Source organism: Arthrobacter sp. zg-Y1171 (assembly GCF_025244845.1).
Lineage (GTDB): Bacteria > Actinomycetota > Actinomycetes > Actinomycetales > Micrococcaceae > Arthrobacter_B.
Genome location: NZ_CP104264.1, coordinates 1800325 through 1814310, shown reverse-complemented (window position 1 = coordinate 1814310; position 13986 = coordinate 1800325). Strand labels below are relative to the sequence as shown.

Here is a 13986-nt window from a genome sequence, read left to right as displayed (position 1 = left end):
CCGAACCGCGGTTCGGCGTTCCGCCTAGAGCTGGAGTCCGAGCAGGGCATTCAGCGAGGCGCAGACAAGTTCGGCGCCCGCCTGGCTTCCCGCCGTTTCGCTGCGGACTGCGGCAGCAGCCCAGGCGTCGACGGCCTGCAACGCGGCCGGGGCATCCAGGTCATCGGCCAGCGCGGCGCGGATCTGCTCCAGGAGCGCGGCGGCGTCGTCGGCATTGGTGGACTGCAGGGCCTTCCGCCACGCCACCAGGCGTTCCTCGGCGCCGCGCAGCTGGTCGGAGGTCCAGAACCAATCCGTGCGGTAGTGGTGGGAGAGCAGCACCAGGCGGATGGCGGCCGGCTCCACTCCCTCGGCACGCAGCCGGGAAACCAAGACCAGGTTGCCCAGGGACTTGCTCATTTTCTGCCCGTCCAGCCCCACCATGCCGGCATGGGCGTAGTGCGAGGCCAGCGGTGTGCCCTCGCAGGCAAAGGCGTGTCCGGCACTCATTTCGTGGTGCGGGAAGACCAGGTCCGAGCCGCCGGCCTGCACAGTGAACGGACGGGGCAGGAAACGCTGGGCGATGACGGAGCACTCAATGTGCCAGCCCGGACGTCCGGTACCGAGCCGGCCGCCGTCCCAGGACGGTTCGCCGGTACGGGCCATGCGCCACAGCAGCGGGTCCAGGGCGTTCCGCTTGCCGGGACGCTCCGGGTCTCCCCCGCGCTCTGCGAAGACCGGAAGCATCTGTTCCCGGGTCAGGTGCGAAACCTGTCCCAGCCACCAGGCATCCGGATCGCCTTCGGCCAGGCGGGAAGCGGCCTCCACGTCGAAGTACAGGTCGCCGTCGGGCTCTGCGCCGCTGCCGGAAACCCGGTAGGCCAGGCCGCGGTCCATCAGGTCCTCCACCACCGGCACGATCCACTCCACGGCTTCTACGGCACCGATGTAGTGGTCCGGTGCCAGGACGTTCAAGGCCTCCATGTCGTCACGGAAAAGCTGCGTCTGTTCCTGTGCGAGCTCCCGCCAGTCCGCACCGGTGGCGGTGGCGCGCTCGAGCAGCGGATCATCGACGTCGGTGACGTTCTGGACGTACCGGACGGTGTGCCCGGCGTCGCGCCACTGGCGGTTGAGCAGGTCGAACGCCACGTAGGTGGAGGCGTGGCCCATGTGCGTGGCGTCGTACGGAGTGATTCCGCAGACGTACATGCTCGCTTCGCCGCCGGGACGCACGGTCACCCGGGCCTGTGCGGCCGTGTCATAAAGCCGGACGTCGTCCGACTTTCCGGGCAGGGAGGGCAGGGAGGAAGATTTCCAGGCAATCACCCCTCCACTCTAACGGGCACGGCTAGGCGGTAAGGACGCCGAAGCCCAGCAGGAGGTAGATGCAGATGCCGAGAAGGATGCGGTACCAGACAAAGAGGCGGTAGCTGCGGGTGGAGACGTAACGCAGGAACCAGCCGATGATGATGAAGCCCACAACGAAGGCGACCACCGTAGCGGCGCCGGTCTGCAGGGCGGTGTAGGGCATGGGCTCGTCCAGCGACTTGACCAGCTGGAACAGCCCGCTGCCGAACACTGCGGGAATGGCCAGCAGGAAGGCATACCGGGCGGCGGCCTCGCGGGTGTAGCCCATGAGCAGCCCCGCGGTAATGGTGCCGCCTGACCGGGAAACGCCGGGAATCAGCGCCAGGGCCTGGGCGAAGCCGTAGAGGATGCCGTGCCGATAGGTGAGCTGGTCCAGTTTGCGCTGCTGGCGGCCGACCGTATCAGCCACCGCCAGGATGATGCCGAAGACAATCAGCATGGTGGCGACGATCCAGAGACTGCGGAAGGTGCTTTCGATCTGGTCCTGGAAGAGCAGGCCCAGGACCACGATGGGGATGGTGCCGATGATGATCAGCCAGCCCATGCGGGCATCCGGATCATTGCGCGGTACCCGGCCGAACAGGGAGCCGAACCAGGACTTGATGATCCGGACAATGTCCTTCCAGAAATACACCGCGACGGCGGTTTCCGTGCCGAGCTGGGTAATGGCGGTAAAGGCCGCTCCCGGGTCCTGGGCTCCGGGCAGCAACTCCCCCACTATGCGCAGGTGAGCGCTGGAGGAGATGGGGAGGAACTCTGTCAGGCCCTGGATCAGGCCAAGGAAGATCGCTTCAAACCAATTCACACCTAAGACTCTAATTGACTCCTGCGACGCAGCCGTTCACCACCGCTACCGGTTGGCTGAACGTCCCAGCGGGTTGCCGTTGTCCTGGTCTCCGACGCTCGGATCCTCCAGGATTTCGTCCACCTCGTCCGCGGTGTCGTAGTCGTCCTCGTCCTCGTCGTCTTCGTAGATCTCCAGCGGCGTCACTTCGCCGTAGGCGTCGTAAAGCACTTCCTCATAGACTTCGAAGGCATCGGCGATGGCCAGGTACGCGCTTTCGACCACTGGATCCTTGTCACCGCGTCGTGCGGCCGCGGCCGCGAGGTGTTCCTCGAACGCAGCGACAAGGGACTGGAGCGCGATGCGCGGATCTATGCTCATGACCTAGACGTTATCGGTAAAGTAGGGAAAATTGGAGGGAAATGCGCGAACAAATTCTTGCACCTGATGTCTCCCGCCGGCGCGAAAACTCCCGGGACTACGAGTACCTGGTGGTGTCGGTTGACCCGAACGAATCGCTGCCCGATGCTCGGCGCCGCCTCGTCGAGCACGCAGAATACGGCAAGTGGGAACTGCACCGCAGCCGCATCTACAGCGGCGGCGGACGGCGATTCTGGCTGCGCCGAAGAGTCCTGCGCGTCCAGCGGACCACCTAGCCTCCGACCTTCCCTACTCCACCGGGCCCTACTCCACCGGGCCCTGCTCCACCGGGCCCTGCTCCACCGGGCTCTACTCCACCGGGCCCTACTCCACGGGGCCTAAGACGGCGTTCGCCACGCCGGCATGCACGGAGTCCTCGCTCGAGGGGTGGAACATTCCGGCGAGGACGTCGCGGTAGAGCCGTTCCAGCTCGGAACCCCGGAAATAGCTGCGTCCGCCCGCTACCCGGACAGCGGTTTCCACGACGCCGCGCGCCGTTTCGGTGGTCCGGTACTTCAGGCCGGAAAGCAGCGGGAACCAGTAGCTGCCGTGGTCCGTCCCCTCCTCCAGATCCCGCGCCACAGCGCCGAGCTGCAGATGGACGCCGTCCATCCGGAGCGCGGCGTCGGCAATCTTCCAACGGGTAGCGGGGTCCGCCGACGCCGGAACGCCGTCGCGCCCGGCACGGCCGGAGGCGGCCTCGACGGCCAACTCCACGGCCCGGTCCCCGATGCCCGTATAGACGGCGGACAGCAGGGTCTCAAACAAGGCGAAAATTCCGAAGACAAAGGCATCGCGGTGCGGACCCACCGGCGTCGAACGGACCATCCGCCCGGCCGGCACCACCGCGTTGTCCAGGCGGGTGGTGCAGGATTGGCTGGCCCGCATGCCCATGGTGTCCCAGTCATCCGCGATGGTGATGCCCCCGGTTCCGCGGTCGGCAAACCCGAAGACCAGCCGCGGCTCCTCCGGGTCCGACGCATCCTTTCCGAAGATTCCCAGCCGGGTCCAGGCCGGGGACAGGCTGGTGAAGATCTTGGTGCCGGTGAAGGCGTAGCCGCCGTCGCCCGTCGGACGGGCCGCGGTGTGTGAATCGAAGAGCACGGCGGGGTTCCCCGGCTCGGACACGCCGAAGGCAAACAGCTCGCCCGCCGCCGCCTCGCGGAGCACGAAGTCCAGCGAGTGGTCTCCCGCCAGTGCGAGCAGGTGCGCCACGCCGCACCAGACCAGGTGCATGTTCACTGCCAGTGCCGTCGCCGGCGCGGCGGATGCCAGGAGCCGCTGGCAGGAGACGACGTCGGGAATCCCCAATCCGGCCCCGCCCTCATCCGTTGGGGTGAACAGGGCGAGATAGCCCGCGGCGCGCAGGTCCGCCAGGTCCTCGGTGAAGAAGCTGTTGGTTTCGTCATAGCCCGCGGCACGGGAGCGCAGGCGCTCCAGCAGTTCCGGGGTGAGGATATCGGCGGGGGCCGGCAAGGGGTTCTCCTTCGAAAGGCGGGGCAGGGATCAGTAGTCGGTCAGCAGCCGGGACAGGACCCGGGTGCCGAACTTCAGGGAGTCCACCGGAACCCGTTCATCGACGCCGTGGAACATGCCGGTGAAGTCCAGGTCCTCCGGCAGGCGTAGCGGGGCGAAGCCGTACCCGGTGATGCCCAGCCGGCTGAGGGACTTGTTGTCGGTGCCGCCCGAAAGCGTGTAGGGCAGCACCGGGGCCCCGGGATCCTCTGCCTGCAGGGCGGAGATCATAGAGTCGACCAGGTTTCCCTTGAACGGCACTTCGAGGGACACGTCCTGGTGCTCGTAGCTGATGTCGATGCCTTCGCCGGCCAGTTCCCGGATGGTGGCCAGCACCTGTTCCTCCTGCCCGGGCAGGGTCCGGGCATCGATCAGGGCCTCGGCGGTGCCGGGGATGACGTTGTGCTTGTACCCGGCCTTCAACACGGTCGGGTTGGAGGTGTTCTGCAGGGTGGCACCCACAAACCGGGCAACGGTCCCCAGTTCGGCGAGGATCCGGTCCGGGTTCTCCGGATCGAACTCGACGCCGGTCAGTTCGGTGACGCCGTCCAGGAAGGCACGGGTGGTGTCCGTCAGTTCGATGGGCCAGGGGTGGCTGCCGATATTGGCGACGGCGCGGGCCAGCCGGGTGACGGCGTTGTCGGTGTTGATCTGGGAGCCGTGCCCGGCACGGCCGTGGGCGACCAGCCGCAGCCAGGAGATGCCCTTTTCCGCTGTCTGCAGCAGATACGTCCGCTTCCCGCCGATGGTGGCCGAGAATCCGCCCACCTCGGAGATGGCCTCGGTGGCGCCGTCAAACAGTTCCGGACGGTGTTCCACGGCCCAGCGTGCGCCGTAGTCGCCGCCGGCTTCTTCGTCGGCGAAGAACGCGAAGACAATGTCCCGCCGCGGACGTGTTCCGGTGCGGGACATGGAACGCATCACGGACAGGATCATGGCATCCATGTCCTTCATGTCCACGGCCCCCCGCCCCCAGATCAGGCCGTCCCGTTCCTCGCCGCTGAACGGGTCCACGGTCCAGTCCGCTTTCTGCGCCGGAACCACGTCAAGGTGGCCGTGCACCACGAGGGCGGGCAGGGAGGAGTCGGTGCCCTCCATCCGCGTGACTACGGAGGCGCGGCCGGGGGCAGACTCAAAGAGATCGGCGGACAACCCGGCTTCTTCGATCAGCCCGGCGGTGTACTCGGCGGCGGCGCGCTCCCCCGGCCCCGAATTGTCGCCGAAGTTGGAGGTGTCGAAACGGATGAGCTCCTGGCAGATCCGGGCCACCTCGTCTTCGGCGCGGGGCTGCTCGGCACGGACGTCTGTAGGCATGGGGCTTCTCCTTCGATGAACTGTGCAGCCAGCTTAGCCAGAGCAGCGGGAGGATGGGCCGTATTGCGCCTTCGCGGGACACCAATCTGCCTCCGGCTTGGGCCGATTCGTGGTTCGCGCCTAAACCGTGTTAGAGTTTTTCCCGTTGCTTCCACAGCTTTTGAACAACTGAAGAGCCTGTGGAAATCACCCAAGCGCGGGTGGCGGAATGGCAGACGCGCTAGCTTGAGGTGCTAGTCCTCTAACGAGGGTGGGGGTTCAAGTCCCCCTCCGCGCACAGCGAAGTCCTCCTGGAATCTACGGATTCCAGGAGGACTTTTTTGTTTGTCCGGAACCAATCCGTGTGATCTTTGACTCACATCACCCGCCGCCCTTCGGTACCCTCGCACCATGGACGGCAGCGGAGTCTTTAATCTCCTGCTCGTGGCTTTTTTCATTCTGCTGGGCGGAATCTTCGCCGGTGCGGAGATGGCACTGGTGTCGCTCCGCGAGAGCCAGATCAGCGCCATCGAGCGGACCGGGAAGCAGGGCAGGCGCACAGCACTCCTGGCCCGCAACCCCAACCTGTTCCTGTCCGCGATCCAGATCGGCGTCACCCTCTCCGGTTTTTTCTCGGCTGCGTACGGCGCCTCGGCGCTGGCACCGGCGGTTGTGCCCTTGCTGCGTCAGTGGGGGCTGCCGGAGCCGACGGCGGAGGCAACAGCGTTCATCCTGCTGACCCTCGTTGTGGCCTACCTTTCCTTGGTGTTCTCGGAACTGGTGCCCAAGCGGCTGGCCATGCAGAATGCCGTCCTCTACGCGCGGTTCCTCTCCCCCGCCCTGAACCTGTTTGCCGTGCTGATGCGCCCCGCCATCCGGCTGCTTTCCTTTTCGACCGACACCGTGGTGCGCCTGCTGGGCGGAAATCCGAACGTCAAGACCGTGCCGGTGAGCAGCCAGGAATTGTGGGACATGGTGGCGGCGAGTCCGATGCTTGCCGAGGACAGCCGCCGGATTCTTTCGGACGTCTTCGGAGCGGGCACCAGGCTGGTGCAGGAGGTGATGCGGCCCAGGACCGAAGTGGTGTTTGTCCGGGCAGACCTTCCGCTGGAGGAAGCAAGGAACCGGGTGCGGCACCAGCCCTATTCCCGGTACCCGGTTACCGGCGCATCGGTGGATGACATCCTGGGGTTCATCCACGTCCGGGACCTGATGCCGGACCCGGAAGTGACGGGCACGGATGACCGCACCGTAGCCGACATCCTCCGGCCCGTCCTGTTCCTGCCGGGGACCGCAGCAGTCCTGCCGTCCCTGGGCAGGATGCGCCGGGAGAACAGCCACATCGCAATAGTGGCGGATGAATACGGCGGCACTGACGGCATTGTCACGCTGGAAGACCTGGTGGAGGAACTGGTCGGGGAAATCTACGACGAGTACGACACAGGCCGGGACCCCGAGGACCGTTACCGCAGGGAAAAGGGACAGCTGGTGGTGGACGGTGCACTCATCCTGCAGGAGTTCGAACGGCTGACAGGCGTCGGCCTGCCCGAGGGCCAGTATGAAACGGTGGCCGGGTACATCCTGGAGCAGCTGGGCCGGATGGCCCGGCCCGGTGACACGGTGCAGGGCCCGGACTGCAGGCTCGAGGTACTCGGCGTGCGGGGACGGCGGATCGGCGCGGTCCGGGTAATTCCCGCGGCACCCGGGTAAACCCTCACCGCAGCCCATTGCCTAAAGACGGCGCCACCGCGCAGAATACCGACCAACGCGGCATCCCTGAACGTCCGGAAGGACAGCCATGGCTGACATCAAGGCGGAAACCGTCCAGCCCGAACTCAAGCGGGTCATGGGCACCAAACTGTTGCTGCTCTTTATTGTCGGCGACATCCTGGGCACCGGTGTCTATGCCCTGACCGGACAGGTGGCCGGCGAAATCGGCGGTGCGGCCTGGGCTCCGATCCTGCTCGCTTTCGCAGTGGCGACGATTACTGCCTTGTCCTACCTGGAACTGGTGACAAAGTATCCGCAGGCCGCCGGTGCAGCCCTGTACACGCATAAGGCCTTCGGCGTGCATTTCCTGACCTTCCTCGTGACCTTCGGGGTGCTTTGCTCCGGGATTACTTCCGCGTCGACGGCGTCGAAATTCCTTGCCGAGAATTTCATTGTGGGATTTCAGCTGGAGTGGGGGCAGACCGGGGTCACGGCGATCGCTGTCACCTTCATGCTGCTGCTGGCGGTGGTCAACCTGCGGGGTGCCGCGGAAAGCGTGAAGTTCAACATCGTGCTGACGGCCATTGAGCTGACCGGGCTCCTGATCGTGATTGTCATCGGGTTCTGGGCCATGACCCAGGGCAACGCGGACTTCTCCCGGGTGGTCGTGTTTGAAACCGAAACCGGCAAGAGCGTGTTCCTGGCCCTGACCGGAGCCACCGCCCTGGCCTTCTTCTCCATGGTCGGTTTTGAAGACTCGGTGAACATGGCGGAAGAGACCCGCGACCCGGCACGGATCTTCCCGAAGGTCATGCTGACCGGCTTGACCATCACGGTCTCCGTCTATCTCCTGGTGTCCATCGCGGCCGTGGCCGTGGTGCCGGTGGGCCAGCTGTCCGAATCCGCCACCCCGCTGCTGGAAGTGGTGCGTGCCGGTGCCCCCAACCTCCCCGTGGACACCATCTATCCGTTCCTCTCCATCTTTGCCGTGGCCAATACCGCCCTGATCAACATGCTGATGGCCAGCCGCCTGCTCTACGGCATGGCGAAACAGGACGTCCTGCCCCGCGCACTGTCCGCCGTCCTTCCCGGACGCCGCACTCCGTGGGCATCCATTGTCTTCACGACGGCCATCGCAGCCGGTCTGATCATCGTGGTCACCAACTTCATGGGCCGGGAAACGGTGACCGCGCTGGGGGGAACCACCGCGCTTCTGCTGCTGGCCGTCTTCACGGTGGTGAACATCGCCTGCATCGTCCTGCGCCGCACGCCGGTGGACCGGCCGCACTTCCGCTCCCCCGGCATCATGCCCTTCATCGGTGCCGTAACCTGCGCCTTCCTGCTTGGCCCCTGGGCGCAGGACGCCATCGAGTACCGGATTGCCGGGTTGCTGCTGCTGCTCGGACTGGCTCTGTGGGTGCTCACCTGGATCTGGAACCGGGCGGTCAAGGCGCGTAAAACCCGTTTCAGTGACCCCACGCAGCTGAGTTGAGCGAGCCAGCGATGAAGCAGCCAGGAAGAAGGAAGCCATGAGCGTCGTCGTCGGATATGTCCCCACACCGGAGGGGGAAACAGCACTGCGTGCTGCGCTCCGCGCGGCCCGGGACCTGGCCACCGCACTCGTGGTGGTCAATGTGGAGAGCACCCGCAAGCCGCGGCCGGAACATACCCCGGACTACCTGCAGACGTTGACCGGCGTCCTGGAGGGCAGCGGGGTTCCGCACGTCCTGCTTCACCCCATGGGGGATTTTGATGCCTCCGAGGAAATCCTGAAGGCTGCCCAGGAGCACGGGGCCCGGCTGGTGGTGCTGGGGATCCGGCACCGGACGCCGGTGGGCAAGCTTTTCCTGGGCAGCACTTCCCAGCGTGTGCTGCTGGAGGCTGCCTGCCCGGTCCTGGCGGTCAAAGCGGGCCAGGCGTGAGGCCCGGCTAGCCCCGGAGCTCGCCCAGAATCGCTTCGATCCCGGTGAAGGTCTCCACGAAGGACGTGGACAGGGGCGACAGGCCCAGTCGGATACCGTCCGGATTGCGGTAGTCCGGAATGATCCCCTGCTCCCAGAGCGCGGCGGTCACCGCTTTGAACTTCGGATGGTCGACGGTGATGTGGCTGCCGCGGCGCTCCGGATCGCGCGGCGAGGCCAGCACGACGCCGCGCGGCACCAGCAGCGCGTCCACGGCTGTGACGGCGTATTCGGTAAGCGCCTGCGACTTCGCACGGACGGCATCCATGCCGGCCTCCCGGATCAGGGCAATCATGTCCTGCATGGCAAGCATGCCCAGGATGGGAGGGGTGCCCGAGACCAGGCGGCGGATGCCCTCGGCCGGAACATAGCCCTGCGCCATGCCGAACGGATCACTGGAGCCCAGCCAGCCCTGGATGGGCTGGGAGAAGTCCGCCTGATGGCGGGCGGCCACGTAGGCCCAGGCCGGCGCGCCCGGCCCGCCGTTGAGGTACTTGTAGCTGCAGCCGACGGCGTAGTCGGTGCCCTCGGCGTCCAGCTCGGCGGGAACGGCGCCTGCCGAATGGCACAGGTCCCACAGGACCAGGCCGCCGGCGTCGTGCACAATCTCGTTGATTGCCGCTGACTCGGCAAGGTAGCCGGAGCGGTAGGCCACGTGGCTGAACACGGCCAGCGCCGTCTGCGGCCCGACGGCGTCCGCCACCGCCTCGGCGCTCACTCCGCCGGCGTAGTCGGCCGACACCCAGCGCAGGGTCAGCCCGCATTCCCGGGCCACGCCTTCCAGGACGTACCGGTCGGTGGGGAAATTGTCGGCATCGAGCAGGATCTCGGACCGGCCGGGGCGGGCGGCAACGGCGGCGCGGGCCAGTTTGTAAAGCAGCACAGTGGTGGAATCCGCCACGATGCACTGGCCGGGGGCGGCACCGAGCGCCACCTCGCCGAGTGCGTCGCCGATCCGGCCGGGCAGCTCGAGCCACTGCTCGTCCCAGCCGCGGATCAACCGTCCGCCCCACTGGCGGGAGACGAAATCCTGCAGGTTTTCGGCGGTGGCGCGGAGCGGGCGGCCCAGCGAATTCCCGTCCAGGTACGCCCCGACTCCCTCTGCCGGCAGGAACCGGTCCCGGTAGCCCGCGAGGGGATCGGCGGCGTCGAGTTCCTTGGCGGCAACCAGCAGGCCGGCAGCATCAATCATGAGGGAACCTTAGCATCAGGCACATCCAAGCCCGTCCGCTTCCGGGCGTTGCCGGAGGCGGACGGGCTGTGTCTGAGGTGTGCTCAGGCCCGGGTTGCGGCGCCGAACCCGTTGGGCCCCGCGCCGTTCGGATCCAGTGGAGATACCGAACCGGAGAAGTGCCGGCGCTGCGAACGCGGATTCCACCCCGTGAAGGTGGAGCCTGCCCAGCCGTCGGGCGTCTGGTCATCCGAGATGGCTACGGCAACGGTGGCCGGCAGGAACACCGGAGCCTCGAAGTCGATGCTCCACTGGAACGGACCCTCGTGCGTCTGCACGGTGTCCGCGACGACCCGTGAGGCCAGGTACATGCCGTGGGCCAGGGACTGCTTCATGCCCAGTGCCTTCGCCGACAGGCGGCTCAGGTGGATGGGGTTGAAGTCGCCGGAGACCCGGGCGTAGTTGCGGCCGGCGTCGGCACCCAGTCGCCACATCGCCGTCGGGAGCGGGGGAACGAACTCCGCGCGCGCCGCAGACTTGTCCGGGCGGTCGAACTTCGGCAGGAAGACGCCCTTGGCCAGATAGGTGGAACGGCCCCGCCAAACTGTTTCCGCGTTGCCGCCGGCTTCAACAGTGACCTCCGCGACGAGTTCCACCTGGGTGCCGGCACGGTGCCCGGCGAGGTTCTCCGCCCACGCCGTCACCGTCAGCGCTTCGCCGTAGTGGATCGGCCGCAGATGCTGCACCTCATTGCGCAGGTGCACCATGCCCAGCAGGGGCAGCGGGAAGTCCTCGCGTGCCATCAGGCTCATGGCCACCGGGAACGCGAAGGTGTGCACGTATCCGGTGGGCAGGTAGTCGCTGGCGCTGTGCTGGACCAGGCGCTGGAAATCGGTGAGCCGGGCCAGGTCCACGGACGCTCCGCGGACCACGTGCCGGTCCGACGTCAGCGTGCCCGCGGCCTTGGACGGCGACAGGCGCGACTTCGCCGCGCTGCCCACCGCCCCGGCATAAAGCCGCCCGAGCGTGGGGATCTCGCTCAGCTGGGTATCGCTCATGCGCCCACCATGTTCTGCCCGCAGACCCGTACGACCTGGCCGTTGACGCCGGCCGCGGAGTCGGAGGCGAGGAAGGAAATGGTCTCGGCCACATCCACGGGCAGGCCGCCCTGCTGCAGGCTGGACAACCGGCGGGCCACCTGCCGGGTGAGGGCGGGAATGGCAGCGGTCATGTCGGTTTCAATGAAGCCCGGCGCGACGGCGTTGATCGAGCCGCCGCGCGGTGCCAGCAGCGGTGCGGTGGCACGGACCATGCCGATGACGCCGCCCTTGGAAGCTGCGTAGTTGGTCTGGCCGCGGTTGCCGGCAATGCCGCTGGTGGAAGCCAGCGAAACAATGCGGCCTTCCGGACTGAAGCCTCCGGAGGCCAGGAAGGTTTCGTTCATCCGCAGCTGCGAGGCAATGTTGACGGCAATGACCGAACCCCAGCGGGCTTCGTCCATGTTGGCCAGCAGCTTGTCACGCGTGATGCCGGCGTTGTGGATCACGATGTCCAGGTGCCCGTAGCGTTCGACGGCGTGGGCCAGGATACGGTCCGCGGCGTCTTCGCGGGTGATATCGACCTGGAGCGCGGTGCCGGAGATTTCGTTGGCCACCTTCGCCAGCTGCTCTCCGGCGGCAGGCACGTCCACCACGATCACGGATGCACCGTCACGGTGCAGCACGCGGGCGATGGCCGCACCAATGCCGCGGGCGGCACCCGTGACCACCGCGACCTTGCCGGCGAGGGGCGCGTTCCAGTCCGCCGGAAGTTCACCGGCGTCGGAACCGACGGTGATGAACTGACCGCTGACGTAGGCGCTCTTGCCCGAGAGCAGGAACCGCAGTGCCGCCGCCACCGAGGGCGCGGTTGCCTGCACGCCGTTCGCCAGCACGATGCCGTTGGCCGTCGCTCCGCCGCGCAGTTCGTGCGCAATGGAGCGCAGCGTGCCGTCAACACCCTGGCGGGCCGCTGCGGCGGCCGGGTCCTGGGCTTCCCCGGCGGGCCGGGAAACCGTGACGACCCGGCCGCCGGGAGCGAGGTCCCGCAGGGCCGCACCGGCGGCCAGGGTAGGTTCGCCCAGGTCCGTCGGCGCCGCGGCGTCGTCGAGCACGATCAGGATGGCGCCGAGCTTTTCCTTGGGCGTGGCGTGCCGGCGGACGTCCTGGTCCCAGCCAAGGAGCAGCTTGGAGAGGTCATCGGCGGCAGCGCTCTTGCCGAGCACGAGGACGGGGCCCGGCACCAGGGGCTTGGCCGGGTCGAAACGCCGCAGGATGGCCGGCCGGGGCAGGCCGAGCTTCTTGGACAGTTCCTTGGTGAAACCGCTGTTTACGAGGTTCAGGTAGGTGTCACTCATGGTTAGCGTGCCTCGAGGATCGCGACGAGGCCCTGGCCGCCGGCAGCGCAGATGGAGATCAGGCCGCGGCCCGAACCCTTTTCGTGCAGCATCTTGGCCAGCGAGGCGACAATGCGTCCGCCGGTGGCGGCGAACGGGTGGCCGGCGGCCAGCGAGGAACCGTTGACGTTGAGCTTGCTGCGGTCAATGCTCCCCAGCGGGGCGTCCAGGCCGAGCCGGGTCCGGCAGAATTCCTCGTCCTCCCAGGCGGCCAGGGTGGAGAGGACGGTTCCGGCGAAGGCCTCGTGGATTTCGAAGAAATCGAAGTCGTCGAAGGTCAGGTTGTGGCGGGCCAGCAGGCGGGGAACGGCGAAGGCCGGGGCCATCAGCAGCCCGTCCTTGCCGTGTACGAAGTCGACGGCGCCGGCTTCGGCATCCACGATGTTCGCCAGCATCGGCAGGTCATGTTCGCGGGCGTAGTCCTCGGAGCCCAGCAGCACCACGGAGGCGCCGTCGGTCAGCGGGGTGGAGTTGCCGGCGGTCATGGTGGCGTCATCGCCCAGGGACTTGCCGAAGGCGGGCTTGAGCTTGGCAAGCTTTTCCATGGTGGTGTCGGGGCGCAGGTTCGCGTCCTTTGCCAGGCCGCGGTACGGGGTCACGAGGTCGTCGAAGAAACCGCGGTCGTAGGCGGCGGCCATGTTGCGGTGGCTGTTGTAGGCCAGCTCATCCTGGGCCTCGCGGGTGATCTTCCACTGGGCGGTGGTCAGGGCCTGGTGCTCGCCCATGGACAGTCCGGTGCGCGGTTCGCCGGTGGACGGCGCGTTCGGGGACAGGTCCTTGGGGCGGATCTTTGCGACCGCAGCCAGTTTCTGCTTGGTGGTCCGGGCGCGGGAGAGGTCCAGCAGTGCACGGCGGAGGCCTTCGCTCACGGCGATGGGCGCGTCCGATGCGGAGTCGACGCCGCCGGCAATGGCGGATTCCAGCTGTCCCAGTTTGATCTTGTTGGCCAGGCTGACCACTGTCTCAAGGCCCGTGGCGCAGGCCTGCTGCACGTCATAGGCGGGGGTTTCCGGCGACAGTGCCGAGCCCAGGACCGCTTCGCGGGTCAGGTTGAAGTCGCGTGAGTGCTTGAGGACGGCTCCGCCGGCTACTTCGCCGATCCGCTCGCCCTGCAGACCGAAGCGGGCAATCAGCCCGTCGAGGGCCGCGGTGAGCATGTCCTGGTTGGAGCTGTAGGTGTACTTGCCGCCCGAGCGGGCGAAGGGAATGCGGTTTCCGCCGATCACAACCGCCTTGCGCACCGAAGACCCGGCGCCGTTGTTCGTGGGTGTAGCTCGTGCGGATTCAGGCTGTGCAGCCATTCGTCGTTCTCCTTGGGAGTGCATGGGGGTTGGTGTGACGCCAGTTACTG

13 protein-coding genes and 1 tRNA gene are annotated in these 13986 nt (G+C 67.0%); 5 read left to right on the top strand and 9 right to left on the bottom strand.

Annotated features, from left to right (window positions below):
* Nucleotides 1–24: 24 nt before the first annotated feature.
* From mshC to N2L00_RS08455, 3 genes are read right to left on the bottom strand one after another with little or no spacing between them, the layout of a single operon-like run.
* Nucleotides 25–1305 (bottom strand): cysteine--1-D-myo-inosityl 2-amino-2-deoxy-alpha-D-glucopyranoside ligase, encoded by a 1281-nt coding sequence (mshC, locus tag N2L00_RS08465; RefSeq protein WP_255862997.1) that lies wholly within the window; start codon nucleotides 1303–1305, stop codon nucleotides 25–27.
* 22 nt (nucleotides 1306–1327) lie between these two features.
* A complete protein-coding gene (locus N2L00_RS08460) occupies nucleotides 1328–2152 on the bottom strand; it encodes an undecaprenyl-diphosphate phosphatase (protein ID WP_227921605.1) in 825 nt (274 codons plus the stop codon).
* A 45-nt stretch (nucleotides 2153–2197) separates the two neighbouring features.
* Entirely contained in the window at nucleotides 2198–2512 is a 315-nt protein-coding gene (locus tag N2L00_RS08455; RefSeq protein WP_255766230.1) for a hypothetical protein, read from the bottom strand.
* 41 nt (nucleotides 2513–2553) lie between these two features.
* Between N2L00_RS08455 and N2L00_RS08450 the strand changes: the two genes are divergently transcribed.
* Complete coding sequence (locus N2L00_RS08450; RefSeq protein WP_229951905.1) at nucleotides 2554–2787, top strand: DUF5703 family protein; 234 nt, start codon at nucleotides 2554–2556, stop codon at nucleotides 2785–2787.
* Nucleotides 2788–2875: 88 nt separating this feature from the next.
* Here the strand turns inward: N2L00_RS08450 and N2L00_RS08445 are convergent, their stop codons facing one another.
* Complete coding sequence (locus N2L00_RS08445; protein WP_255862998.1) at nucleotides 2876–4027, bottom strand: acyl-CoA dehydrogenase family protein; 1152 nt, start codon at nucleotides 4025–4027, stop codon at nucleotides 2876–2878.
* A 30-nt stretch (nucleotides 4028–4057) separates the two neighbouring features.
* Complete coding sequence (locus N2L00_RS08440; RefSeq protein ID WP_255766228.1) at nucleotides 4058–5380, bottom strand: M20/M25/M40 family metallo-hydrolase; 1323 nt, start codon at nucleotides 5378–5380, stop codon at nucleotides 4058–4060.
* Between the two features lie 194 nt (nucleotides 5381–5574).
* On the opposite strand from N2L00_RS08440, the gene N2L00_RS08435 reads away from it, so the two are divergent.
* The 4 genes from N2L00_RS08435 (at nucleotide 5575) to N2L00_RS08420 (ending at nucleotide 8991) form a co-directional block, all read left to right on the top strand.
* A tRNA-Leu gene (locus N2L00_RS08435) sits at nucleotides 5575–5657 on the top strand.
* Nucleotides 5658–5770: 113 nt separating this feature from the next.
* The gene (locus N2L00_RS08430; RefSeq protein ID WP_255862999.1) at nucleotides 5771–7069 is read left to right on the top strand and encodes a hemolysin family protein; all 1299 of its coding nucleotides are present in this window, start codon (nucleotides 5771–5773) and stop codon (nucleotides 7067–7069) included.
* A gap of 88 nt (nucleotides 7070–7157) precedes the next feature.
* Nucleotides 7158–8561: an APC family permease gene (locus N2L00_RS08425; protein WP_255863000.1), complete on the top strand. Its 1404-nt coding sequence runs from the start codon at nucleotides 7158–7160 to the stop codon at nucleotides 8559–8561.
* 37 nt (nucleotides 8562–8598) lie between these two features.
* Nucleotides 8599–8991: a universal stress protein gene (locus tag N2L00_RS08420; protein WP_255766225.1), complete on the top strand. Its 393-nt coding sequence runs from the start codon at nucleotides 8599–8601 to the stop codon at nucleotides 8989–8991.
* Between the two features lie 7 nt (nucleotides 8992–8998).
* Here the strand turns inward: N2L00_RS08420 and N2L00_RS08415 are convergent, their stop codons facing one another.
* The 4 genes from N2L00_RS08415 to N2L00_RS08400 form a co-directional block, all read right to left on the bottom strand.
* Nucleotides 8999–10222, bottom strand: a complete 1224-nt coding sequence (locus N2L00_RS08415; RefSeq protein WP_255863001.1) for a kynureninase — start codon at nucleotides 10220–10222, stop codon at nucleotides 8999–9001.
* 83 nt (nucleotides 10223–10305) lie between these two features.
* Nucleotides 10306–11259 (bottom strand): MaoC/PaaZ C-terminal domain-containing protein, encoded by a 954-nt coding sequence (locus N2L00_RS08410; RefSeq protein WP_255863002.1) that lies wholly within the window; start codon nucleotides 11257–11259, stop codon nucleotides 10306–10308.
* The gene (locus N2L00_RS08405) at nucleotides 11256–12596 is read right to left on the bottom strand and encodes a 3-oxoacyl-ACP reductase (protein WP_255863003.1); all 1341 of its coding nucleotides are present in this window, start codon (nucleotides 12594–12596) and stop codon (nucleotides 11256–11258) included. Before N2L00_RS08405 ends, N2L00_RS08410 begins: the two co-directional genes overlap by 4 nt.
* 2 nt (nucleotides 12597–12598) lie before the next feature.
* Nucleotides 12599–13936, bottom strand: coding sequence for an acetyl-CoA C-acetyltransferase (locus N2L00_RS08400; protein ID WP_255766221.1), 1338 nt, complete (start codon nucleotides 13934–13936; stop codon nucleotides 12599–12601).
* Nucleotides 13937–13986 lie beyond the last annotated feature (50 nt).